We start from the raw sequence: 24271 nt of genomic DNA, 5'->3' as shown, positions 1-24271 counted from the left end.
CGGCAGGCAGAAGTTCTCCGTCGAAGGTCATATGCCGGTGGGCTCGCCCCGACTGGCGGCAGGGCTTTCGCCGGGTTACACTGCGGACGAACATTCCTTCGCCACCGATTGCCCGAGTGTTGCGCCCGTGTCCTCCGCCAAGAAGCACCGCATCCTGCTGATCGAGGATACGGTCCCGCTCGCCAAGCTGTATATCGAGTTCCTGCGCGCGGACGCCCATGAGGTGGTGCATTGCACCCGCGGGCGCGAGGCGCTGGACGCTGCGGCGGCATCGCCGCCCGACGCGGTGATCCTGGATCTGAAACTGCCGGACATGGACGGGCTGGAGGTGCTGCAGGCTCTGCAAGCCCGCGACCCGAGCGTGTCGGTGGTCATCATCACCGCCCACGGCTCCATCGATCTGGCGGTGGAGGCGATGAAGCTGGGCGCCTTCGACTTCATCGTGAAGCCCTTCAACGCCGACCGGCTGAACCTGACCCTGCGCAACGCGCTGGAGCGGCGGACGCTGGCGCGTATGGTGGAAGGATACCGCAAGGACCTCGACCGCGGGCGCTTCCACGGTTTCATCGGCAGCTCGTCCGAGATGCAGGCGGTCTACCGCACCATCGAAAGCGTGGCGGCCAGCCGCGCCAACGTCTTCATCACCGGAGAGAGCGGGACCGGCAAGGAGGTGGCGGCCCAGGCCATCCACCGCGCCAGCCCGCGCCGCGACCGCGCCTTCATCGCGCTGAACTGCGCCGCCATTCCGAAGGAACTGCTGGAATCGGAGATTTTCGGCCATGTGAAGGGCGCCTTCACCGGGGCGGCGGGCGACCGGCCGGGGGCGGCGCTGCTGGCCGACGGCGGCACGCTGTTCCTGGACGAGATCTGCGAAATGCCGGTGGAACTGCAGAGCAAGCTGCTGCGCTTCGTCCAGACCGGCACCATCAGTCCGGTGGGAAGCGGCCGGGAGGAGCGGGTGGACGTGCGGTTCGTCGCCGCCACCAACCGCGATCCGCTGGCCGAGGTGCAGGCCGGCCGGTTCCGTGAGGATCTCTATTACCGGCTGCACGTCATCCCGCTCGCCTTGCCGCCGCTGCGCGACCGCGGCGACGACGTGATCGAGATCGCCCGCTCCCTGCTGATCGATTATGCGCGGGAGGAGGGGAAGTCCCTGACCGCCTTCGCTCCCGAGGTGGAGGCGCGGCTGCGCGCCCATGACTGGCCGGGCAACGTCCGGCAGCTTCAGAATGTCCTCCGCAACGTCGTCGTGCTGAATGACGGACCGCAGGTGGTGCTGGAGATGCTGCCGCCCCTGACCGGGGCCGGCGGGATCGGCGCCGACGCCGCTGCCGGCGCCGGCGCTCCGGCTGACGGCAGGCAGGACGAGGACGCCGCCGCCGTCCTTCCGCTGTGGCAGGTGGAGAAGGAGATGATCCTGAAGGCCCTGCGGCTGAGCGGCGACGACGTGCCGCGCGCCGCCCTGATGCTGGAGATCAGTCCGTCCACCATCTACCGCAAGCTGCAGCAGTGGCGCGCCGCCGACGGGGCTGCCGCCCAGGGGAATGCCGCGTGAGCCCGTGTGCGGCTGGCGAGGTTCCGGCGGCGCTCCCCCCTGACGAGGAGCGGCGGCTGGCGGTTCTGGAGTCCTACTGCGTCCTCGACACCCCGGCGGAGTCCGGCTTCGACAACATCACCCGGCTTGCCCAGCATTTCTTCGGCACCCGCATCGCGCTGGTGTCGCTGATCGACCGGAACCGCCAGTGGTTCAAGAGCCGCATCGGGCTGGACGTCGAGGAGACGCACCGCGACCTTGCCTTCTGCGCCCATGCCATCCTCAATGACGGCGTCCTGGTGGTGCCGGACGCGACGAACGACCCGCGCTTCGCCGGCAATCCGCTGGTCACCGGGGAACCCAACATCCGCTTCTATGCCGGCGCGCCGCTGGTGGCGGACGGCTTCAAGCTGGGCACCCTGTGCGTGATCGACGATACCCCTCGCGGCGGGTTCGACGCGCGGGAGGCGGAAACCCTGACCCAGCTCGCCCGGCTGGTGGTGGACGAGCTGGAGCTTCGCCGCGAGGTGACCCGGCGCCAGCAGGCGGAAGCCGAATTGCGCGACCGCTCCCGGCTGTTGAACCTGGCCGAGGAGATCGGCCAATTCGGGCATTGGTACATCGACTTCGTCACCGACACCCGCCGCTGGTCGGACGAGGTCTACCGCATCATGGGCCTGAGCCCGCAGGACGGCCCGCCGACCGTCGACATGTCGCGCGGCGCCTACCACCCCGACGACCTGCCGACTCTCGCCGCCCTGGTTCAGCGGGCGCGGACGACCGGCGAGGGCTTCTCCGTCGAGGCGCGGGTCATCCGCCCGGACGGCACGCTGCGCCACGTCTTCATCCGCGGCATGGCCGAATGGGGGACCGCCGGCCGGCCGATCGGGCTGCTGGGCGTGGTCCAGGACATCACCGACGCCAAGCGGGAAGAGGCGGAACTGCGGTCGAACCGCGAACTGCTGGACCTCACCGTCCAGGCGACGCGGGACGGCATCTGGGATTGGGCTCTCGACACCGGCGCCATCTGGTTCTCCCCGACCTGGAAGGAACAGCTCGGCTACCGCGACGACGAGCTGGAGAACAGCCTGGACATGTGGGCCGGCCTGATCTTCGAGGAGGACCGGATCGCCGCCCTGGAGACGGTGCGGGCCTACAATGCCGGCCTGATCCCGAAATTCGAGGCCGTGCAGCGCTTCCGCCACAAGCAGGGCCACACCGTCTACATCCTGAGCCGTGCCATCCACATCCGCGATGCCGAGGGGCGGGTGGTGCGCATGGTCGGTGCCCACACCGACATCACGCGCGACAAGATGACGGAGGAGGAGCTCCGTCTCGCCAAGCAGACCCTGGACGACGCCATCGAGGCGGTGCCGGAAGGGCTGGCCTATTTCGACGCCGACGACCGGCTGATCCTGTGCAACCAGCGCTATCGTGACGCGCATCCGCTGACCGCCCCGCTGCTGACGCCCGGCCGCCCCTTCGAGGAGATCCTGCGCACGGCGATCGCCAACGGCGAATTCGCGGCCAACCCGGACGGCCCGAGCGACGAGGCGTGGATCCAGGCGGAACTGGCGCAGCACCGCAATCCCGGCCCGCCTTTCGAGCGGGAGCTGCCCGACGGCCGCTGGATCCTGGTGGCGGAGAACCGCACCAGCAGCGGGGCGCTGGTGTGCACCCGCACCGACATCACCGAACGCAAGCGCTTCGAGGCGGAGCTGCAGCGTCAGGCGGCCGACATGTGCGCGCTGGCCGAAGGGCTGGACGCCGCCCGCGAGGAGGCCGACGCCCTGCGTGCCCGGGCGGAGGCGGCGACCCAGGCGAAGTCGGAATTCCTGGCGGCGATGAGCCACGAGATCCGCACCCCGATGAACGGCATCATGGGCATGACGGAGCTGCTGTTCGACACGCCCCTGACGGCGGAGCAGCACCAGTTCGCCCAGGCCATCCGCAGCTCCTCCAACGCGCTGCTGACCATCATCAACGACATCCTCGACATCTCGAAGCTGGAGGCCGGCCGCGTCACCATCGAAACGCTACCCTTCGACCCCGCCGATCTGGTGGAGGGGGTGGTGGAACTGCTGACCCCCCGCGCCCACGAGAAGGGGATCGAGATCGGCTTCTACATCGACCCGTTCCTGCGCCGCACCCTGCTGGGCGACCCGACGCGAATCCGGCAGATCCTGGTCAATCTGGTGGGCAACGCGGTGAAGTTCACCGACCAGGGGTCCGTCGCCGTGGAGCTGGAGGCGCTGGACGCCACCGAGGGGCATCTGGTTCTGCGCATGACGGTGACCGACACCGGCATCGGCATTCCGGCAGAGGCGCTGCCCTCCCTGTTCAACAAGTTCCAGCAGGTGGACGGGTCGATCACCCGCAAGTTCGGCGGAACCGGGCTGGGGCTGGCGATCTGCCGCCAGCTGTCGGAACTGATGGGCGGCAGCATCGCGGTGGAAAGCAGCCTGGGCGCCGGCAGCCGGTTCGTGGTCGATCTGCCGCTGGCCATGCTCGACGAGGCGCTGCCGCCGGCCGAACAGCCGTTGGCCGGGCGCCGCGCATTGGTGGTGGACGATCTGGCGGTGAACCGCCGGGTGCTGGCGGCGATGCTCGACAGCCTGGGTGCCCGGCCGACGGCGGTGGACAACGGCCCCGATGCGCTGGAGGCGCTGACGCGCGCAGCGGTCGGCGGCAGGCCCTTCGACGTGGTGCTGGTGGACCAGACCATGCCGGGCATGGGCGGCGACGCCCTGCTGGCGGCCATTGCCGGCAATCCGATGCTGGGCGGTACAAGACGCGTGCTGATCGCCGGGCTGGGACCGGCGGCGCGGGCCGACTGCGGACCGGTCCAGGGGTTGGCCCATGCCATCCTCAACCGCCCATTGCGCCAGAGTGCGCTTGTCGGCTGCCTGACCGGCCTGTTCCAGGCGGCTGTACCGCCGTCCTCGGCGGACAGGCAGGCCGCCGAAGGGCAGCCTGCCGACCGCAGCGAGGAGCCGGCGCGCAGCGGCCGCATCCTGCTGGCGGAGGACAACCGCACCAACCAGCTGTTCGCCACCACCCTGCTGCGCAAGCTGGGCTACACCGTCGAGGTGGCGGAGGATGGGGAGCAGGCGATGGCGGCGGCCTGCCGCGGCGGCATCGATCTGGTGCTGATGGACGTGCAGATGCCGGGCATGGACGGGCTGGAGGCCGCGCAGGCGATCCGTGCACGCGGCGGGCGGTTCGCCGGCCTGCCGATCATCGCCCTCACCGCCGACGCCATGCCGGGCACGCGCGAGCTGTGTCTGCGTGCGGGCATGAGCGACTATCTGACCAAGCCGATCAGCCGCGCCGGGCTGCTGGCGGCGCTGGACCGCTGGATGGCGGAGGCCGGGGCCGATGGCGCGCATGCGGCGGCGGATGCCGATGGTGCCGGCGGCAATGGTGGGGATGCCGACGGCGATGGCGGCGATGGCGGCGAGGTCCTGGACGAGGCGGTGCTGGCCGATCTGGTCGAGACTGTGGGTGCCGACAATCTGGCGCTGATCGTCGACAGCTTCCTCGACGACGTATCCCGCCGGCTGGAGCGGCTGTCGGCGATGGAGCGGACGGCCCCGGCCGGCACCCTCGATATGCGGGCGCTGGCGGGGGAGGCGCACGACCTGTCCAGCCTTGCCGGCAGTTTCGGCGGGATGGCGGTCATGCATCTCGCCTGGCGGATGGAGGTGATCTGCCGCAACGGCGACACCGTGCAGGCCGGCCAGCTCCTGCCGGTGCTGCTGCGCGAAGCCGCCCGTCTGGAGCGTTCCTTGCGCGAGCGCACCGGAGTGGAGCAGCCGGCGGCCTGAGCCTTGCCCCGGAACGCCGCCGGCCGGGACGGCGTCAGCCGGTGCCGGGCTGGGTCGAGCCGTCGGTGTCCTCGGCCCGTTCGCGCAGTTCCTTCGACGACATGCCGGCCGGGGTGGCGTCCTGCAGGGTGCCGTCGCCGGGCGTCTTGGTCATGTCCTCGCGCGGGGAGCGTTCGCCCGCCGGGGTGCCGTCGTGGGTGTCGGAACCGGATTTGCCCGCTGCGGGTTGGTCCGATTGGGATTTGTCAGGGTGGGGCATTCCTTCGGAGGGGATGCGCGTTTGGGGCGTGTCGGTCATGATGTCCTCTGCTATCTTCCGGCAGAGTCAACGACAGCGGGCGGGTGCGGGTTCCGATCCTGACCGATCCTTCGAAGACCGGGAGAAGACGGCGCGGCGCCGACAGGGTGCCAGAGCGCGCGAAGAACGGGCCAACCACCAAGGTCCGGCTGCGGAGACCGTGCCCGGCCGGACAGCAAGGAGTGCGATAAGGTCATGGAATCGAGCAAGCATACCCCGCACGGCGATGTGACCCAGGTCGGCACCGTCACGCTGACCGACGATGCCACCGGCAAGACGCTGAAGCTGCCGCTGCTGGGCGGGTCCACCGGCCCCAACGTGATCGACATCCGCAAGCTCTATGCCGAGACCGGCTATTTCACCTACGATCCCGGCTTCACCTCCACCGCCGCCTGCGATTCGGCCATCACCTACATCGACGGCGACGAGGGCGTCCTGCTGCACCGCGGCTATGCCATCGCCGACCTTGCCGAGAACTGCGACTTCCTGGAGGTCTGCCACCTGCTGCTGAACGGCGAACTGCCGAACCCGCAGCAGAAGGCCGATTTCGAGCGCACCATCACCTATCACACGATGGTGCATGAGCAGCTGGCCAAGTTCTACAGCGGCTTCCGCCGCGATGCCCACCCGATGGCGATCATGTGCGGCGTCGTCGGCGCCCTGTCGGCCTTCTATCACGACTCCACCGACATCTTCGATCCGGTCCAGCGCAAGATCGCCGCGCACCGCCTGATCGCCAAGATGCCGACGATGGCCGCCATGGCCCACAAATACACGGTCGGCGAACCGTTCATGTATCCGCGCAACGACCTGACCTATGCGGAAAACTTCCTCTACATGACCTTCGGCACGCCGTGCGAGGAATGGACGGTCGATCCGGTCCTGTCGGAGGCGATGGACAAGATCTTCATCCTGCACGCCGACCACGAGCAGAACGCCTCGACCTCCACCGTCCGGCTCGCCGGCTCGTCCCACGCCAACCCGTTCGCCTGCATCGCGTCGGGCATCGCGGCGCTGTGGGGTCCGGCCCATGGCGGCGCCAACGAGGCGGTGCTGAAGATGCTGGAGGAGATCGGTTCGGTCGACCGCATCCCCGAATTCGTCCGCCGCGCCAAGGACAAGAACGACAGCTTCCGCCTGATGGGCTTCGGCCACCGCGTCTACAAGAACTACGACCCGCGCGCCAAGATCATGCGCGAGACCTGCTATCAGGTCCTCGACCGCCTGGGCATCCATGACGAGCCGCATCTGGCCATCGCCATGGAGCTGGAGAGGATCGCCCTGTCGGACGAGTATTTCATCGAAAAGAAGCTCTATCCGAACGTGGACTTCTACTCGGGCATCATCCTGAAGGCGATGGGCTTCCCGACCAGCATGTTCACCGTGCTGTTCGCGCTGGCCCGCACCGTCGGCTGGATCAGCCAGTGGAAGGAGATGATCGAGGACCCGGCCCAGAAGATCGGCCGCCCCCGCCAGCTCTTCACCGGCCACGCCGCCCGTCCCTTCGTGCCGCTGGACAAGCGTTGAGTTCAGCAGCCTATCCCCGCCTTGGATCCCCTCTCCCCCCCGGGGAGAGGGTTAGGGTGAGGGGGGACCGCCGCGGGACCTTTGCAAGCGATCTGATACGCCTCCCCCTCACCCCGACCCTCTCCCCGCTTTCAGCGGACCTATGGTCCGCCTGCCGCGTCAGCGCAAACTTCGTTTGCGCGAGAGCGGGGGGGAGAGGGGGAATCGTGCGCGTCCCGTGACCCAGCCCCTGCAACTCGGCCTGTCGGTCGCCATCGTGGCGGTGGCCGGCGGGACGCCGCGCGTCGTGACGGTGCGCAGCGGCTTCTCCGTGCCGGAAGACCACCGGCGCGGCGACGAGCCGTTGCCGCATCGCGACGCCCTGCCCGGCGCGCCCTTCGAGCCCGACCGTTTCCGCACCCTGCAGGAGGGCGTGCGCGCGGTGGCGGAAGGGCTGTCGGGTCTCGCGCTGCGCTATGTCGAGCAGCTCTATACCTTCGGCGACCGCCATCGCGATCCGCATGAGCTGTTCGGCGGCCCGCGGTCGGTCGTGGTCGGCTATCTCGCCCTGGTCCGCGACGGCCCGCTGGGCGGCGACGCCTCGGCCGAATGGCGCGACCTCTACGACCATTTCCCGTGGGAGGACTGGCGCGACCGCCGCCCGCCGCTGCTGGACGGCGTGATCGCCCCGGCGCTCGGCGGCTGGATCGCGTCGGCGCCCGACGAGGAGACACGCCTGCGCCGGGCCGAGCGTGCCCAGATGGCCTTCGGCCTGGACGGCGCGGACTGGGACATGGAACGGGTGCTGGAACGCTTCGAACTGCTCTACGAAGCCGGGCTGGTGGTGGAGGCCTTCCGCGACCGCGACCTCGCCGCGCGGATCGATTCGTCGGTCGGTGTCGGCGGGCCGATGCCGCGGGCGCTGGGACGGCCGATGGCGCGCGACGGCCGGCGCATCCTGGCCACCGCGCTGGAACGGCTGCGCGGCAAGCTGCGCTACCGCCCCATCGTCTTCGAACTGCTGCCGCCGACCTTCACCCTGCACCAGCTGCAGCTGGTGGTGGAGGCGCTGTCCGGCGAGCGGGTGCACAAGCAGAATTTCCGGCGCCTGATGATCTCCGGCGGCTTCGTCGAGCCGACCGGGCAGTATGAAAGCCAGACCGGCGGCCGTCCGGCGGAGTTGTACCGCTTCCGCCGCCAGGCCATCCACGAACGCACCAGCGCCGGTGCCATCCCGTCCGCGGACGGATAAGGGTAAAATCCATCGGAAACTTCGACGCGCGGCATTGGGCGCAGTTGTCAACGGGCGGCTGCAAGCGGATACTGCCGGGACGGTTTCAAACCCGGAATGTCCATACCCGGAAAGTCCAAGAAGGCCGATGTCGCACCGCATCCTGATCGCCGACGACCATCCGCTGATGCGCACCGCCTTGACCCAGACCATCGGGCAGGCGATCCCCGGCGCCGTGATCCTCGAAGCATCGCGGTTCGACCAGATCAAGCCCGTGCTGGACACCGGGGAGCCGCCGGACATCATCCTGCTCGACCTGCACATGCCCGGCATGAGCGGCCTGATCGGCCTGATGATGCTGCGCTCCGAACATCCGGCGATTCCGGTGATCGTGGTGTCGGCGTCCGAGGATCCGGTGACGATCCAGCGCGCCATCGATTACGGCGCCTCCGGCTTCGTGCCGAAATCCGCCCCCAACACCCAGATCGTCGAGGCGATCCACGCCGTTCTCGATGGTGAGCTGTGGCTGCCGGAGATCAACGGCGGTCCCGAGACCGACGCCCCCGATCCCGCCCAGCGCGCCGCCACCCTGACCCCCCAGCAGCTCCGCGTCCTGGCCGGCATCGCCGAGGGCAAGCTGAACAAACAGATCGCCTATGAGATGAACGTCGCCGAGACGACGGTGAAGGCCCACGTCACGACGATCCTACGCAAACTGGGCGTGCTGACGAGGACGCAGGCCGCGGTGCTGGCGAGCCAGTTGGCACTGTCGTCCGCGCCGCCGCCGCCGGTGGAGTAGGCAACCCCTGCCCCCTCCCTATCCCTCCCCCGCCCTCGGCCGGTCGAAGACCGGTCCGATCGCGGGAGAGGGGACAGGAGCTTTGTCGGCGTGCGGCGGCAGTCCCCTCTCCCGCGTGAGCTACGGGATGCACACATTTCGCATTTGCGAAAAGACGTGCAGCTTGGCATTGAGGACAGCCCCTCTCCCCTCGCGGGAGAGGGGTTGGGGTGAGGGGCGGAAACTTGATTGCCACGGGCTTTCAGCCGGTCGCACCCCTCATCCCAACCCTTCTCCCGCAAGGGGAGAAGGGATTTTCACTACCGGTGGTTGCTGCTATTTCGCAGAGGCGAGATGTGTGAATGCCATAGTCCGCGTGAGCGGGGGAGGGATAGGGAGGGGGCACAGCGCGTCAGTCGCCCGCCAGCCGCTGCCCTTCCGCCAGCAACTGCCCCAGCAGTGCCCGTAGCGCTCCCGGACGCACCGGCTTGTAGAGCAGGCGGCAGCCCGCCGCTTCGATGTCCTCGCGCACGGCGGCGTCGCGGTCGGCGGTGACCACGGCGGCGGGGAGGTCGCTGCCCAGCGCGGCGCGCAGGGTCGCCAAGGCCTCCACCCCCGTCAGGCTGCGGTCCAGGTGGTAGTCGGTCAGGATCACGTCGGGCGTGCGCCCGCCCAGCTTCGCCAGGGCGAGGTCGGGGGCCGCCGCCGTGACGACGCGGCAGGACCAGCTCGACAACAGATCCTCGGTGGCGCGGGCGATGGCGGGCTCGTTCTCCAGGCAGAGCACCAGGACGCCGCTCAGGTCGCGGCCGCGCGGGCGGACCACCACGGCGCGGGCGGCGACCGGCTCGTCGGTCAGCGGAACCAGGACGGAAAAGGCGCTGCCGCGCCCGACCTTGGAGCGCACCTGCACCGTGTGGCCGAGGATTCCTGCCAGACGCTCGACGATGGCGAGGCCGAGTCCCAGCCCCTTGCCGCGGTCGTCGGCGTCGTTGTCGAGCTGCCGGAACTCCATGAAGATTTCCGGCACCTTGTGCTCGGGGATGCCGGGGCCGGTGTCCCACACCTCGATGGACAGGAAATTCCCGCGGCGGCGGCAGCCCAGCAGGATGCGGCCGGTCCGGGTATAGCGCACGGCGTTGGCGAGGTAGTTCTGCAGGATGCGCCGCAGCAGCGTCGGGTCGCTGTGCACGATGGCCGAACACTCCACCACGCGCAGGGCCAGCCCGTGGCGGCTCGCCAGCACGGTGAACTCCTCGCCCAGCGGCTTCAGCAGATCCTCGATGCGCATCGGCACCGGGTTCGGCTTCACCACGCCGCTGTCGATCTTGGAGACGTCCAGCAGGTCGCCCAGGATCTGCTCCACCGACCGCAAGGAGGTGTCGATCTGGCGGATGGCGCTGTCGCCGTTGCGTTCGGCCAGCGCGGAAAGGAACAGGCGGGCGGCGTGCAGCGGCTGCAGCAGGTCGTGGCTGGCGGCGGCGAGGAAGCGGGTTTTGCCGCGGTTGGCGCGCTCGGCCTCCGCCTTGGCTTCCGATAGGGCGTGGGTGCGCTCGGCGATGCGGCGCTCCAGCGTTTCGTTGGCTTCGCGCAGGGCGGCGGCGGCGCGGTGGCGTTCGGTGACGTCGGTGTAGACGGCGACGAAGCCGCCCCCGCCGGGCTTCGGCCCCGGCATCGGGTTGGTGGCGATCTCCAGCACCGTGCCGTCGGGACGCACCCGCTCGTAGACGTCCGGCTTGTTGCGGCGGCGCGGGTCGGACCGGCGCTCCAGCAGGGTTTCGATCTCGCCGTTGCGGCCGTATTCGCCGCGCCGCGCGATCAGCCCGACGATCTCCTGCAGCGAGGTGCCGACCTGGACGAAGCCGTCGGGCAGGTCCAGCAGGACCAGGAACTGGTTGTTCCAGGTGGCGACGCGCCAATCCTCGTCGAACACGGCGATGCCCTGCGGCACATTCTCCACGGTGGCGCGCAGCAGCTCATGCTGCTTCAGGATGGCGCGCGACGCCTCGTCGATGATCGACCGCGCGTCGGTGCGCGACAGCCGGCGGTCGGACAAGAGCCCGGCCACCACCACGCGGGCGGAGGCGGAGCCGACGGCGCCGGCGAGCAGCCGCTCGGTCAGCTGGATCGCCTCGCCGTCGGTGCGGGTCAGCAGTGCGGTCGGCAGGTCGCCGTCCTCCACCCCGGTGAAGCGGCAGAAGGCGGCATCGGCGCGGGCCTGCCCGACATAGCGGACGGCGAGGTCGTGCAGGTCGGCCAGCGTGGCGCCGCGCGGCCCGGTGGCTTCTCCGTCGGCGGAGCGGCGCAGGCTGATGAAGCGCGCGGCCTGCTGGCGCTCCAGCGTCGACGGCCGGGTCAGCAGCGAGACCAGCACGAACAGCAGGATGTTCGGCCCCAGGCTCCACAGCGCGGCGTTGGTCAGCGGGTCGATGCCGGCGATGCCGGCCAGCGCCACCGGGCTGAGGCCGGTCAGGCCGAACGGCCCCTCGCGCAGGGCGCTGGAGGCCAGCCAGCCTGCGTCGGCGAAGGACGGCAGCAGCATGGTGTAGGCCCAGCCGAGGAAGCCGGCGCAGATGCCGGCGAAGGCGCCGGCGCGGCTGGCGCGGCTCCAGATCAGGCCGCCGAGCAGGGCGGGGGCGAACTGCGCCACCGCGGTGAAGCTCATCATGCCGATGGTCGCCAGCGGAAAGGCCGGGCCGATCAGCCGGTAGCAGCCGTAGGACAGCAGGACCAGCACGATCACCGCCGACCGGCGGATCAGCAGCAGAATCCCCGCCGGATCGTCGCGCAGCCGCCGGTCGTCGGGGCGCAGCGCCATCAGCAGCGGCACGGCGACGTCGTTGCAGATCATGGTGCTGAGCGCCACCATCTCCACCAGGATCATGCTGGTGGCCGCCGACAGGCCGCCGATGAAGGCGGCCAGCGCCAGCCACGGCCAGCCCTGGCTCAAGGGGATGGAGACCATGAAGGTGTCGGCATTGGTCGTGCCGTCCGGGAACAGCATCAGCCCGGCCAGCGCCACCGGCAGCACGAACAGGTTGATGGCGACCAGATAGGCGGGGAACAGCTTGGCCGACGACCGCACGTCGCCGCCATGGGTGTTCTCCACCACCGCGACGTGGAACTGGCGCGGCAGGCACAGGATCGCCAATGCCGACAGCAGGCAGGCCACCCACCAGTCCGCGCCGATGCTGTCCAGCCGGATCAGGTCGAGGAAGCCGGGATGATTCGCCGCCGCTTCGAAGAAGGTGGCCGGGTCGCCGAAGACCGAATAGGCGATGGCGCCGCCCACCGCCAGCGCCGCCGCCAGCTTCACCACCGACTCCGCGGCGATGGCCATCATCAGGCCGCGGTGGTGTTCGTTGGCCGACACGCTGCGCACGCCGAACAGGATGGCGAAGGCCGCCATCAGCAAGGCCGCCATCAACGCGGTGCCGCCCGGCATCTGGTTGAGGTCGGTCCCCAGCGACGCCCCGGCCAGAATCTCGAAGCTGACGCTGATCGCCTTCAATTGCAGGGCGATGTAGGGCAGCAGCCCGATCACCGCGGCGACGGTGACGAGGGCGGCGAGGCTGCGGCTCTTGCCGTAGCGGGCCGACAGGAAGTCGGAGATGGAGACGACATTCTCCGACTTCGCCACCCGCACGATGCGGGCCAGAACCGGCCAGCCCAATCCGATCATCAGGATCGGCCCGATATAGATCGGCAGGAAATAGAAGCCCCCGGTGGCCGCCCGCCCAACCGCGCCGTAGAAGGTCCAGGAGGTGCAGTAGACCCCGAAGCTCAGCGCATAGAGCCAGGGCGTGCGCCGTTCGGTGCCCTGGTCGCCGGTGCGGTCGCCGTACCACGCGATGGCGAACAGCGACAGCAGATAGGCCATCGATGCGACGAGGATGAACCAGCTTTCCATGGGGCTTTTCGCATCCCGTTTTGGACTTCTTCTCCCTATGGCGGTGGAGGCTATCACAAAATTGCGCAAACGGGCGGAGGGAAACCCTCCGCCCGTCCGTTCCGCCGCCCGTCGATCAGCCGGGTTGCGTCCTTGCTCAATCGTGCTGGTAGATGTCCACGTCCTTTGTTTCGCGGACGAACAGCAGGCCGATCACCAGGGTCGCGGCGGCGATGATGATCGGGTACCAGAGGCCGGAGTAGATGTCGCCGGTGGCTGCCACGATGGCGAAGGAGGTGGTCGGCAGGAAGCCGCCGAACCAGCCGTTGCCGATGTGGTAGGGCAGCGACATCGAGGTGTAGCGGATGCGGGTCGGGAACATCTCCACCAGCATCGCGGCGATCGGGCCGTAGACCATGGTCACATAGATGACCAGGATGGTCAGCAGGGCGATGACCATCACCGTATCGATGCGGGCCGGATCGGCCTTCGGCGGATAGTTGGCGGTCTTCAGCGCGTCGGTCAGGCCCTTGTCGAAGGCGGCGCCGGCGGCCTTGGTGTCGGTCGGCGCATGCGAGGCGGTCGGGCCGTGGCTGAGCGATACGGTGGTGCTGGCCTGCGGAGCCGCGGTGTAGCTGGGGATGACCGTGCTGCCGACCTTGATCGACGCGACGGTGCCGGCCGGGGCCGCTTCGTTGGTGTAGGGGATGCCGCGCCGGACCAGTGCGCTCTTGGCGATGTCGCAGGAACTGGTGAACTGGCTGGTGCCGACCGGGTTGAACTGGAACGAGCATTCGTTCGGATCGGCGACGACGACGACCGGCGAGGTCGCGATGGCTTCCTCCAGCGCCGGGTTGGCATAGTGGGTGATGGCCTTGAACAGCGGGAAGTAGGTCAGGCAGGCCAGCAGCAGACCGGCCATGATGATCGGCTTGCGGCCGATCTTGTCGGCCAGCGTGCCGAAGACCACGAAGAAGGGCGTGCCGATCAGCAGGGCCGCGGCGATCATCAGGTTGGCCGCCTGGGCATCGACCTTCAGCGTCTGGGTCAGGAAGAACAGGGCGTAGAACTGGCCCGTGTACCACACCACCGCCTGGCCGGCGACGAGGCCGAACAGGGCGAGCAGCACGATCTTCAGGTTCTTCCATTCACCGAAGGACTCGGTCAGCGGCGCCTTGGAGTGCTTGCCCTCCTCCTTCATCTTCTTGAAGGCGGGCGATTCGTTCAGCATCAGACGGATCCACACCGAGATGCCGAGCAGCACGATGGAGATCAGGAACGGGATGCGCCAGCCCCAGGCGTTGAAATCCTCGGGCGACATCGACACGCGGCAGCCCAGGATGACCAGCAGCGACAGGAACAGGCCGAGAGTCGCGGTGGTCTGGATCCAGGAGGTGTAGTTGCCGCGGCGGCCGTGCGGCGCATGTTCGGCCACATAGGTCGCGGCGCCGCCATACTCGCCGCCCAGCGCCAGGCCCTGCAGCAGGCGCAGGATGATCAGGATGATCGGCGCGGCGATGCCGATGGAGGCGTAGTTGGGCAGGATGCCGACGATGAAGGTCGACACGCCCATGATCAGGATGGTGACCAGGAAGGTGTATTTGCGGCCGATCATGTCGCCGAGACGGCCGAAGACCAGGGCGCCGAAGGGCCGGACGGCGAAGCCGGCGGCAAAGGCCATCAGCGCGAAGATGAAGGCGGCGGTCGGGTTGACGCCGGAAAAGAACTGCGCAGCGATGACCGCGCTGAGCGAGCCGTAGAGATAGAAGTCGTACCACTCGAAAACGGTCCCGAGCGAGGACGCGAAGATCACCTTCTTCTCCTCGCCCGTCATCGGTCGGACGGCATCGTCCGACGAAGCCGCATAGGCCATGGTCTTCACCCTCCCAAGTGAATAGTCATGCATTACGGTTGGTTTTGACTGCCCAGTGCATTCCGGTCATATGAACTGATGACCGAGCCCGAGCCTTGGTTTCTGACCGATAGTGTGCCTAGCAAATTATCCGCGTCACCCCCGACCATGGTCGGGGGTATCGGCCATTGCGGGACTGGGTCAAAATAATATTTTTGGATCGGAGCCATGCCTCCACCGGGGCGCAATCCCGACCTCAAGCCCCCTGTCGGAACAGCATCACTGGAACACTGGCGCGTACAGCAGGCCGCCCTGGGTCCAGGGCCGGTTCGGTCCGCGGTCCAGCTTGAATGGCGACCGGCTGCCCAGGTTGCGTTCGAAGATCTCGCCGTAATTCCCGACCTGCATCACGACCTGATAGGCCCAGTCCGGACGCAGCCCCGCCTTTGCCGCGACCTCCGGCAGGCCGGACAGCAGGCGCCGCACCTCGCTGCCGCCGGTGATCCGCTGAAAATTGGCGTTGGCGCCGGTGACGCCGGCATCCTCGGCCAGGAACAGCGCATAGATGGTCCAGCGCACCGCCGCCATCCACATGCGGTCGGCGTTCGGCGTCAGCGGCGCCAGCGGCTCGCGTGACGGGAGAGGGGCGTCGACGATCTCCAACGCCTCCTTCCGCGACTCCAGCATATGCAGCGCGGTGGTCAGCAAAGCCCGGTCGGCGCTGAGCGCCGCGCAGTCGCGGCTGAGGAATGCCTCCAGCGCATCGGGCCAGCCGGGGAAGCTCCGCAGCTTCCAAGGCCGCTTTCCGACGGCGACCAGGGCCTCCAGCTCGGCCTGGGTGGTGGTTCCGGCGGGCACGCAGATCGTCAGCTCCGTTCCGTCCAACGCCGACCGGCCGTCGGCCAGCAGCCAAGCGGCGATCCCCTGCACATCGTGGAAGACCGGCGGGCCGAAATCGACGGCGTAGGTCGCATCGCGGGTCAGCGTCCAGGAGGTCTGGGCGAAGGACACGTCGACCTCGCCGGTGGCGACGGCGTCGAATTCCTGCGGCTTGGACAGGCGGCGGATTTCCACGGCGTCGGCCTTGCCCAGGACGGCGGCGGCCAGCGCCCGGCACAGATCGACCATGAAGCCGACCGGCCGCCCGTTGTCGTCGTTGGCGGCGAAGCCGGGATTGAAGGACACGCCGCAGCGAACCACCCCCCGCCGCTCGATCTCCGCCAGGACCGGGCGGTCGCCGTTCGGCACGGGCTGCACGCCGGGCTGCGCCGCGGCGGTTCCGCCGCCCGCCGGGACGAGCGCCAGAATCAGTCCCAGCGCGGCGGCAACAGGCTTCAGCCCCATCCTTCTCCCCTTATCCTACGGCGCCGCTATGATACGCTGCCCACGGCACCGCGCAAACGATTGGGGGTGGTGTCGGTGTCGGGGCTGGGCGTCTGGACGGGACGGGCGGGATTGGGAATGACAGGCGGCAGCAGGGCGGAGGCCGGCAGGTCCGAAGCCGGCAAGGCGGGGGTGGTGAGGATCGGCGTCGGCACGCGTCTGTTCGGCGCGCTCGCCTTCAACGGTCTGGTTGCCTTCCTGATCGGGCTTGGCGCCTACATCGCCTTCGACGGCCTGCATGCCGGCATCACCAAGGTGACCTCGGAGCAGTTTCCCGCCGTCGTCGCCTCCGCCAAGCTGGAGCGCCAGCATCAGCGGATCATGCGGACCCTGGAACAACTGGCCCTGTCAGACGATAATTTTGGTCGCGAAACGATCAAGCAGGGGCTGGCCGACCAGCTGGACGGCTATGACCGGCTGCTGGCGGAGATGGAATCGTCCGACGCCCGACAGGCAAGGCGGATCGCCGGGCTGAAGCAGCAGCGCGACGAGATCCTGCGGCTGCGCGACGCCATCGACCGCGGCGTGACCGCCCGCGTCGCTGCCCGCCGCGCCTTGGCCGACCGGACCCGCGACGTGCGGCGGATGGCCGACGCCCTGGCGGAACCGGGACTGCGCGGGGTCGAGGATGTGGGCGTGCAGCGCTGGCTGGCGATGGCCGAGCGGCTGTTGTTCCTGATCGCCTCGGTCCATCAGGCGGAGAACAGCTTCGCCCTGGCCCGGCTGGCCGACGGCGCGGCGGCGCAGGTGGAGAGCCTTGCCTCTTCGGTGCCGCAAGGGCTTGCGGACGGGGTATCGGACCGGCTGACCCGGCTGGCCGAGGGCATGCGCGCGGTGGTGGAGGGCGACCGTTCCGTCTTCCGCCAGCGGCAGGCGGAATTGCAGGCGTCGGAGGCGCTGAACGGGCTGGTCGACCGCGCCAATCAGGTTTCGCTGGTCAACACCGGCCTCAACACCGGCATCTTCGTCGAGCAGACCAAGGCGGCGGAGGAAAGCCGCCAGCAGGTGATCGAGGTGTCCACCACCTACACCCGCCTGTTCTTCGCCTCGGTCGGGGTGGTGGTGCTGGGGATGGTGCTGTCGGTGCTGTATGTCCGGCGCAAGGTGCTGGCCCGGCTGTGGGCGGTCAGCGAGGCGATCCGCGACCGCACCGGGGGCGGCAGGGCGGAGGTGCCGGCGACCGGTGCCGACGAGATCGGCGAACTGGCCCGCGCGCTGCGCTTCTACATCCAGGAGACCGAGGACAAGAGCGAGGCGCTGCGCCGCAACGAGCAATGGCTGCGCACGGTGCTGGAGGCGGCACCGGTCCCGCTGGTGATCTCCGGCCGCGCCGACGGCCAGATCCGCTTCGTTAACCGCCGCGCCGCCGACCTGTTCGAGGTCGCCGATGCCGGCGAGTTGCTGGGCCGGCCGGCCGCCTCCGTCTGGTACGTCCCGGCGGTGCGCGAGGAGTTCGTCCGCGACGTCTTCGCCAGCGGTCTGGCGCTCGATGTCGAAACGGAGCTGGTGACCCGCACCGGCCGCCGGCTGTGGGGCCTGCTGTCCGGCATCGCCTTCGAGTTCCAGGGGGAGGAGGTGCTGCTGAGTTCGGTGGTCGACATCACCCGCCGCCGCGAGGCGGAGGAGTTGCTGCGCCGGACCCAGGCCTTCCTGGACGCCGTGATCGACAATGTGCCGAGCGTGCTCTATGTGCTGGAGGGCGATACCGGCCGGGTCGTGCTGTGGAACCGGGCGGCGGAGGATTGCTTCGGCACCCGCCGCGCCGACATCGAGGACCGTACCCTGACCGCGGTGCTGGGGCACGAGACCGGGCGGGCGCTGGCCGGCGGCGTTCCCGGCTCCATGCGGTCGTTGGGCGTGGAGGAGCTGGTGCTGGCCCGCAACGGCGAGAGTGCGGTCTTCGCCCTGCAGCGCCATCCCTTCGAATGGTCGGGCGACGGCCGCTGCCGAATCATCTGCGTCGCCAACGACATCACCGCCTCGCGCCGGGCGCGGGAGGAACTGCGGCAGGCCAAGGAGCGGGCGGAACGCGCCGACGCCGCCAAGACCGAATTCCTCGCCACCGTCAGCCACGAGATGCGCACGCCGCTGAACGGCATCCTCGGCCTGTGCAGGCTGCTGTTGACCGGGCAGCTGCATGCGGGCGAGCGGCGCTATGCCATGTCGATCATGCGTTGCGGCCATGGGCTGCTCGATCAGGTCAACGACATCCTCGACCTGCGCAAGATCGAGGACGGCAAGCTCGACCTCGACCCCGCTCCCTGCGCGCTGCTGCCGGTGCTGGAAGAGGTCGTTGCGACAGTGGAAGGACTGGCGAACGAGAAGGGGATCGACCTCGACCTCGACATCGCGCCGGAGGTGCCGGAACTTGTGGTGATCGACCGGCAGCGGCTGCGCCAGATCCTGGTGAACCTCGTCGGCAACGCGGTGAAGTTCACGGAACGCGGCGGGGTGGAGTTGCGCGTCGATATCGAACCGGGGCCGGAACGTTCCGGTTCCGGAGAGATGCTGCGTCTGGCAGTGCGCGACACCGGCATCGGCGTGCCGCCGGAACGCCGCGCCGCCATCTTCGAGAAGCTGGAACAGGCCGATCCCACCATCGCCCGGCGCTTCGGCGGCAGCGGGCTGGGGCTCGCCATCGTGCGGCACCTGCTGGACGCCATGCAGGGCAGCATCCGGGTCGACAGCGCGGTCGGGCTGGGTAGCGTCTTCACCGTCACCATTCCCCTGCAGCGGGTGGAGGAAAGCGCCCTGCCGGAGCAGCGGCCCGGTCGGCTCCTGCCGATCAGCCGGGTGCGGTCGCTGGCCCTGCTGCTGGTGGAGGACGACGCGATCAACCGCGAGGTGGCGCTGGGCCTGCTGTCCGATGCCGGCCATCGCATCACCGTCGCCGAAACGGGAGAGAAGGCGCTGGAACTGGCGGGCCGGCGGCGTTACGACGCCGTGCTTCTGGACATCCGCCTGCCCGACATCGACGGGCCGGAGGTGGCGCGCCGCATCCGCGCCTTCCCGGATGCCGACCGGGCGGCGGTGCCGATCGTCGCGGTGACCGCCAACGTCTTCGCCGCCGACCGCGCCCGCTATCTCGACGCCGGCATCGACGCGGTGATCGAAAAGCCGATCTTCCCGGAGCGGCTGATGCACCTGCTGTCCAACGCCGTCGCTTCGCGCGGGGAGGGCGCCGGCGATGGCGAGGACCCCGGCTGCGACCGGGCGGCGGTCGCGAACCCCGCCCGTCCGCTGGTCGTGGAGGAGGATGTGAGCGACGAGATCCTGGAGCGTTATATCCGGTCCCTCGGCCCGGCGCGCTTCGCCACCATCCGCGGGTTGCTGCTGGACTCCGCGCAGGAAGGGCTGCCCCGCCTAACCGCCGCCGAGACTCCCGACGACGAGATCGAGGACATCGCCCACCGTCTGGCCGGCGCCGCCAGCCATTTCGGCCTGACCCGCTTCGTCGGGCTGATGCGCGCGGTGGAAGACGGCATGCGCGAAGGCCGCCGCGTCGAGGCCCAGGAGCTTGCCGCGACGGCGGAATCGGTGTTCAGCCGCGGGCTCGCCGCGATGGACGCGGTGCAGGGAATGCTGCAGGGGGCGTAAGGCGTCCCTACACGATCGACAGCATCGCCGCCGCCGGTGCGTCCAGCGCGTCGGCCAGCGCGCGCAGGCCGCGGGCGGCCTCGTCGCGGCTGCGGGGCATGCACAAGCCCACCCGCACCGCATGGGGGGCGCTGGCGCGACCGACGGCGAAAGCATCGGCGCCGGTGACGATCACACCGCGGCGCCGGGCCTCGCCGATGAAATCCTCGCGCCGCCAGGGCTCGGGCAGGACCAGCCACAGATGCTGTGCCGCCGAACTGCCATAGACGGTGCCGGCCGGCAGGATGGAGCGGGCAAGCCGCTGGCGGGCCAGATCCTCCTCCCGCTGGGTGGCGACGATGCGGTCGGCGGTGCCGTCCTGAATCCAGCGCGCCACCACCTCCGCCGGCAGGGCGGGGGCGGAATATTGCAGGGCGCGGATCGCGGTCTCGACGCGGGATCGCAGCTCCGCCGGCGCGACGACGAAGCCCAGCCGCAGCCCGGCGGCAAGGCTCTTGGACACGCTCGACACATAGAGCGTGATGTCGGGCGCGATGGTCTGGATCGGCCGGGCGTCCGGCACCATGAAGCCGAACACGTCGTCCTCGATCAGGATCACGCCATAGCGGCGGGCGATCTCGGCGATTTCGCGGCGGCGGGCGGCGGGCATCACCACCGCGGTCGGATTCTGCAGGGTCGGCACCAGATAGACCGCCTTCGGTCCCAGCCGGCGACAGGCGCTGTCGAAGGCGTCGGGCACCAGCCCATGCTCGTCGATGGCGACCCCTTCCAGGTGATAGCCCTGGGTAGCCGCCAGCGCCTTGGTGCCGATGTTGGTCAGCCGCTCCGCCAGGATAACGTCGCCGGGGCGGGCGACGGCGGCCAGCGCCACCGCCAGCGCGTTCTGCGCACCGGTGGTCAGCAGCACCGAGTCGGCCGTCGCCTGCACCCGGTGCTGTCGTTCCAGCCAGGCGGCGGCGGCGGTGCGGTGGTCGGGCAGACCGGCATGCGGGCCGTATCCGATCAGCGCTGCCGCCCGGCCGGAGGTGCCGATGGCGACAAGCGTCTGGCCGAAGGCCTGCACCGCGACTGCATGTTCGGGATGGACCGTCGTCATGTTGACGATGGCGGAGCCGGAGCCCGTCTCCCCGGCGGATGTTTCTCCGGCCGGCGGCCATCCGAGCGGCAGCGGTGTCGCCGGCGGACGCTGGCCCTGCACGAAGGTTCCGCGCCCCACCTCGCCGCCGATCAGGCCGCGCTTTTCCGCTTCCGTATAGGCGCGCGTCACCGTGCCCACCGTCACGCCGAGACGGAAGGCGAGGTCGCGGTGGGTGGGCAGGCGGGTGCCGACCGCCAGCGCGCCCTCGGCGATGTCGTCGGCCAGGGCGTCGGCGATGACGCGATAGAGCGGGCCGGCGCGGCCCTCCAGGTTCGGGGTCCAATTTGTCATGAGGACAAATGTGGCATTGTCCCCTCAATCTGGCAAGTTCGGCGCGATTGTCACCATCCGCCGACTCTTGGCAGGCCGCACAATCAGGCGAAACGGCCGATGAGGCTCGGTGTGCTCCACCTTGTATCCGGTTGGCGGAACCGATAGCTTCGGTATGAGGGGCCGGCAGACAATCCGCGGGCCATCGGACTCCGTCACGGGGGACAATGAACACCATCGCGGTGGTCGACGACGATCCCATCACCCGCGAGACCCTGAAGGCCTATCTGGAAGGCGAGGGGTATCGGGTGATGCTGGCGCGCGACGGCGATCAGCTGTCGGCGCTGCTGGCGCGCGGGCGGATCGACCTGCTGCTGCTGGACATTCGGCTTCCCGGCAAGGACGGGCTGGCGGTGACGCGGGAACTGCGGGCCACCTCCAACATCGGCATCATCCTGATCACCGGCCGCTCCGACCGGATGGACCGGCTGATCGGGCTGGAGCTGGGCGCCGACGACTACATCACCAAGCCTTTCGAACCGCGCGAGATCCTGGCCCGCACCCGCAGCCTCCTGCGCCGCATCGCCAAGCCGACGCGGCCGGCCGGCGGACGGGTGAAGCGGTTCGACGGATGGGAGCTGCATCTGGACAAGCGCCGCCTGCGCGACCCCGGCGGCGAGGATGCGCGGCTGACCTCGGCCGAATTCGAACTGCTGGCGGCCTTCGTCGAGAATCCGGGGCGGGTGCTGAGCCGCGACGATCTGCTGGACCTGACGCTGCGCGGCGACTCGGTGCCCTACGACCGCTCAATCGACCGGCTGGTCCGCCGCCTGCGCCGGGTGGTGGAACCCGATCCCGCCGACCCGATCCGAATCGTCACCGTCCACGGCATGGGGTACATGTTCCAGGCCGTCGTTGACTGATCGCCCCCGTCTGCGCCCGGTTCAGGATTGGGCCGGCGAGGCCCGGCGTTGCGGACGGGCCGCCGCCGCGGCGGCTTCCTCCTCCGGCTTGCCGGGCTTGCGGAACGTGCTGAGTTCGGAAATGCGGTTGACCGTCAGCCCGTTCAGGCGGCAGCCGGCGACCTCCACGATCTCGAAGCCGGCCTGTCGGGGGTAGCGGGCGGCCACCCGGTCGCGCGCATCACGCTCGCCGTCGGCGACCAGCAGGAAGCGGCGGATGCCTGTCCAGCCGCGATAGCCGCGCTGGTCGGCGAAGCTGACCGCGGTCGGCTGAAAGCGCACCGCGACCTCCCAGAAGCGGCCGGGGCGCGGCTCGTTCCGGTCGAACACGAAGTAGCGCTGCATCGGGGCGCCCTTCTTCTGGTCCAACTCCAGGATGGCGGCCTGCATGTCGATTTCCGCCTTCTGTACGCGCTTTTCCATGTCCGCCTGATGCTGGGCGAGTTGAGCATAGTCGGTGGCGATGTCCGCCACCTCCTTGGTCACGTCGTCCACCTTATCCTTCAGCTTGGACATGGCGATCCGCGTCAGGGTCAGCTGACGGCGCCAATAGCGGTTGGACAGGACGGTCAGCACCATCAGGCCAAGCGCGAAATACAGCATCATGCCGGTCATCGGGCCATTCCCATCATGCCACTGCCCATCATGCTGCGGTCGCCTCGGCCTCGGCCTCGGGATCGGGGGCCAGCGCCAGCGGCACCACTGGCGAACAGATCAGCCCGTTGCGCTGGGAAAAGCTGGTCCGAACCGTGCCGTGGGCCTGTTCGGCCGATGGCGCGGTGATGTGCGCGACGTTGCGGTATTCCCAGATCTGGCGGGAGAAGACGATGTCCTTGCGGTCCAGTTCGTTGAAATTGGGACCGACCGCCAGCTGTGCCCAAAAGACGTCGCCGTCGGAGTCCAGGTCGCCCAGTTCGTGCACCAGTTCGATCTTGGAGAATTCCAGAGCCCGCAACTCCGTCATGGCCTTCTGGCGCCGGCCGTTGAATTCGGTCAGGCGGGCCTGCAGGGTGGTGAGGTCGACGCGCTTGCGCTCCGTCTTCTGGCGCCATTCGGCCAGCGCGGCGCGCTTCTTGTCGTATTGTCGCTGGTTCATCGCTTCGCGCGCCTTTTCGGCGCTGACCCGGCCGACATCGACCACGATCGACAGACCGAGCGCGGCGGCGCTGGTGATCAGAAGCAGCATCCCCAGGAACTCGGCCGAAATGACCATTCGCCCTCCGCCAGCCGCACCCAATGCCCGCGCCGTTTCGACGACGCATGGTGCCATGGACGTCCGAGGGCGGCGATGCCCTCGCGACAACCCGCCGCACGGAGCCGATCATACCATCGCGCTCTGTTCCAAGGTTGTAATTTTTAGCTCAATTGGGGGTAAACCCGCCTTTTTTGGGAGGGTTTATGACCGGGCGCCCATCAGGCAAAGGAATCCGGCGCCCGGTCATAGTTCTGCGGGTCAGCCGGACTTTTCCGAAGGTACGAAAGTCATGGCGACACCGTTCATGCAATAGCGCTTCCCTGTCGGCTGCGGCCCGTCATCGAAGACATGGCCGAGATGGCCTTTGCAGGCGGCGCAGTGAACCTCGGTCCGCGGATAGGCCAGCTTGTAGTCGGTGGAGGTCTCTACCGCTCCCGGAATCGGCTCCCAAAAGCTGGGCCAGCCCGACCCGCTCTCGTATTTGGTGTCGCTGGCATAGAGGGGCTGCCCGCAGCCGGCGCAGCGGTAGACTCCCGGGCGCTTCTCGTCGTTCAGCGGGCTGGTGCCGGGATACTCGGTCGCATGTTCGCGCAGAACCTTGAACTGGTTGGGCGACAAGTCCCGCTTCCAGTCCTGTTCGCTCTTGGCCGTGTTGGTCTTGTCCGATTCGGGCATGCCGCCGGTCTCCGCTGGTGGTGGTCGGTGTTCCAGACCCACTATATTGGTCGGGCTTGCCCCCGGCCCAAGCGGGGAGGGAGGGCGATCACGCGGCTGTGATGACGGCGGTCCTATGGCGGACGGGATCGGTGGA

Annotated in this window: 15 protein-coding genes; 7 read left to right on the top strand and 8 right to left on the bottom strand. The window is 69.0% G+C overall.

The features are described 5' to 3' along the window. The first annotated feature begins 127 nt into the window (after positions 1-127). Complete coding sequence (locus AZOLI_RS28160) at positions 128-1555, top strand: sigma-54-dependent transcriptional regulator (RefSeq protein ID WP_014250057.1); 1428 nt, start codon at positions 128-130, stop codon at positions 1553-1555. Then, positions 1552-5361, top strand: coding sequence for a response regulator (locus AZOLI_RS28155; RefSeq protein ID WP_014250056.1), 3810 nt, complete (start codon positions 1552-1554; stop codon positions 5359-5361). Before AZOLI_RS28160 ends, AZOLI_RS28155 begins: the two co-directional genes overlap by 4 nt. Positions 5362-5395: 34 nt before the next feature. On the opposite strand, the gene AZOLI_RS28150 is transcribed toward AZOLI_RS28155, so the two are convergent. Continuing rightward, entirely contained in the window at positions 5396-5659 is a 264-nt protein-coding gene (locus tag AZOLI_RS28150; RefSeq protein ID WP_014250055.1) for a hypothetical protein, read from the bottom strand. A gap of 195 nt (positions 5660-5854) precedes the next feature. On the opposite strand from AZOLI_RS28150, the gene gltA reads away from it, so the two are divergent. The 3 genes from gltA to AZOLI_RS28135 all read left to right on the top strand — a co-directional run bounded on the left by gltA (position 5855) and on the right by AZOLI_RS28135 (position 9195). Then, positions 5855-7186 (top strand): citrate synthase, encoded by a 1332-nt coding sequence (gene gltA / locus AZOLI_RS28145; RefSeq protein WP_014250054.1) that lies wholly within the window; start codon positions 5855-5857, stop codon positions 7184-7186. Between the two features lie 217 nt (positions 7187-7403). After that, entirely contained in the window at positions 7404-8417 is a 1014-nt protein-coding gene (locus AZOLI_RS28140) for an NUDIX hydrolase (RefSeq protein WP_014250053.1), read from the top strand. A 127-nt stretch (positions 8418-8544) separates the two neighbouring features. Further along, a complete protein-coding gene (locus tag AZOLI_RS28135) occupies positions 8545-9195 on the top strand; it encodes a response regulator (protein WP_014250052.1) in 651 nt (216 codons plus the stop codon). A 391-nt stretch (positions 9196-9586) separates the two neighbouring features. Here AZOLI_RS28135 and AZOLI_RS28130 read toward each other — a convergent pair whose 3' ends face one another. The 3 genes from AZOLI_RS28130 to AZOLI_RS28120 all read right to left on the bottom strand — a co-directional run bounded on the left by AZOLI_RS28130 (position 9587) and on the right by AZOLI_RS28120 (position 16259). Further along, positions 9587-13084, bottom strand: a complete 3498-nt coding sequence (locus AZOLI_RS28130) for a hybrid sensor histidine kinase/response regulator (RefSeq protein WP_014250051.1) — start codon at positions 13082-13084, stop codon at positions 9587-9589. A 136-nt stretch (positions 13085-13220) separates the two neighbouring features. After that, positions 13221-14936 carry an MFS transporter gene (locus AZOLI_RS28125; RefSeq protein WP_014250050.1) on the bottom strand — a complete coding sequence of 572 codons (1716 nt, stop codon included), beginning with the start codon at positions 14934-14936 and terminating at the stop codon, positions 13221-13223. A gap of 258 nt (positions 14937-15194) precedes the next feature. Next, positions 15195-16259, bottom strand: coding sequence for an amino acid ABC transporter substrate-binding protein (locus AZOLI_RS28120; RefSeq protein WP_014250049.1), 1065 nt, complete (start codon positions 16257-16259; stop codon positions 15195-15197). Positions 16260-16376: 117 nt separating this feature from the next. Here AZOLI_RS28120 and AZOLI_RS28115 point away from each other — a divergent pair, with 117 nt between their 5' ends. Next, positions 16377-19895, top strand: coding sequence for an ATP-binding protein (locus tag AZOLI_RS28115; RefSeq protein ID WP_014250048.1), 3519 nt, complete (start codon positions 16377-16379; stop codon positions 19893-19895). A 7-nt stretch (positions 19896-19902) separates the two neighbouring features. On the opposite strand, the gene AZOLI_RS28110 is transcribed toward AZOLI_RS28115, so the two are convergent. Next, on the bottom strand, positions 19903-21324 hold the full coding sequence (locus AZOLI_RS28110) for a PLP-dependent aminotransferase family protein (protein WP_014250047.1): 1422 nt from the start codon (positions 21322-21324) through the stop codon (positions 19903-19905). A 206-nt stretch (positions 21325-21530) separates the two neighbouring features. Between AZOLI_RS28110 and AZOLI_RS28105 the strand changes: the two genes are divergently transcribed. Continuing rightward, positions 21531-22226 carry a response regulator gene (locus AZOLI_RS28105; RefSeq protein WP_014250046.1) on the top strand — a complete coding sequence of 232 codons (696 nt, stop codon included), beginning with the start codon at positions 21531-21533 and terminating at the stop codon, positions 22224-22226. 21 nt (positions 22227-22247) lie between these two features. On the opposite strand, the gene AZOLI_RS28100 is transcribed toward AZOLI_RS28105, so the two are convergent. The 3 genes from AZOLI_RS28100 to msrB form a co-directional block, all read right to left on the bottom strand. Next, positions 22248-22880: a hypothetical protein gene (locus AZOLI_RS28100; RefSeq protein ID WP_014250045.1), complete on the bottom strand. Its 633-nt coding sequence runs from the start codon at positions 22878-22880 to the stop codon at positions 22248-22250. 28 nt (positions 22881-22908) lie between these two features. Then, on the bottom strand, positions 22909-23478 hold the full coding sequence (locus tag AZOLI_RS28095) for a hypothetical protein (RefSeq protein WP_014250044.1): 570 nt from the start codon (positions 23476-23478) through the stop codon (positions 22909-22911). A gap of 240 nt (positions 23479-23718) precedes the next feature. Further along, positions 23719-24135, bottom strand: coding sequence for a peptide-methionine (R)-S-oxide reductase MsrB (gene msrB, locus AZOLI_RS28090; RefSeq protein ID WP_014250043.1), 417 nt, complete (start codon positions 24133-24135; stop codon positions 23719-23721). Between the last annotated feature and the right edge of the window lie 136 nt (positions 24136-24271).

This window comes from Azospirillum lipoferum 4B (genome assembly GCF_000283655.1).
GTDB classification, from domain to species: domain Bacteria; phylum Pseudomonadota; class Alphaproteobacteria; order Azospirillales; family Azospirillaceae; genus Azospirillum; species Azospirillum lipoferum_C.
Note: the sequence above shows the minus strand (reverse complement) of the source record. Positions and strands in the feature narration are given on the sequence as shown.

Coding starts and splice junctions, on each gene's coding strand:
- AZOLI_RS28150 (WP_014250055.1), bottom strand. CDS start 5,659: ATGACCGACACGCCCCAAACGCGCATCCCCTCCGAAGGAATGCCCCAC.
- gltA (WP_014250054.1), top strand. CDS start 5,855: ATGGAATCGAGCAAGCATACCCCGCACGGCGATGTGACCCAGGTCGGC.
- AZOLI_RS28135 (WP_014250052.1), top strand. CDS start 8,545: ATGTCGCACCGCATCCTGATCGCCGACGACCATCCGCTGATGCGCACC.
- AZOLI_RS28130 (WP_014250051.1), bottom strand. CDS start 13,084: ATGGAAAGCTGGTTCATCCTCGTCGCATCGATGGCCTATCTGCTGTCG.
- AZOLI_RS28125 (WP_014250050.1), bottom strand. CDS start 14,936: ATGGCCTATGCGGCTTCGTCGGACGATGCCGTCCGACCGATGACGGGC.
- AZOLI_RS28120 (WP_014250049.1), bottom strand. CDS start 16,259: ATGGGGCTGAAGCCTGTTGCCGCCGCGCTGGGACTGATTCTGGCGCTC.
- AZOLI_RS28115 (WP_014250048.1), top strand. CDS start 16,377: ATGACAGGCGGCAGCAGGGCGGAGGCCGGCAGGTCCGAAGCCGGCAAG.
- AZOLI_RS28110 (WP_014250047.1), bottom strand. CDS start 21,324: ATGACAAATTGGACCCCGAACCTGGAGGGCCGCGCCGGCCCGCTCTAT.
- AZOLI_RS28105 (WP_014250046.1), top strand. CDS start 21,531: ATGAACACCATCGCGGTGGTCGACGACGATCCCATCACCCGCGAGACC.
- AZOLI_RS28100 (WP_014250045.1), bottom strand. CDS start 22,880: ATGACCGGCATGATGCTGTATTTCGCGCTTGGCCTGATGGTGCTGACC.
- AZOLI_RS28095 (WP_014250044.1), bottom strand. CDS start 23,478: ATGGTCATTTCGGCCGAGTTCCTGGGGATGCTGCTTCTGATCACCAGC.
- msrB (WP_014250043.1), bottom strand. CDS start 24,135: ATGCCCGAATCGGACAAGACCAACACGGCCAAGAGCGAACAGGACTGG.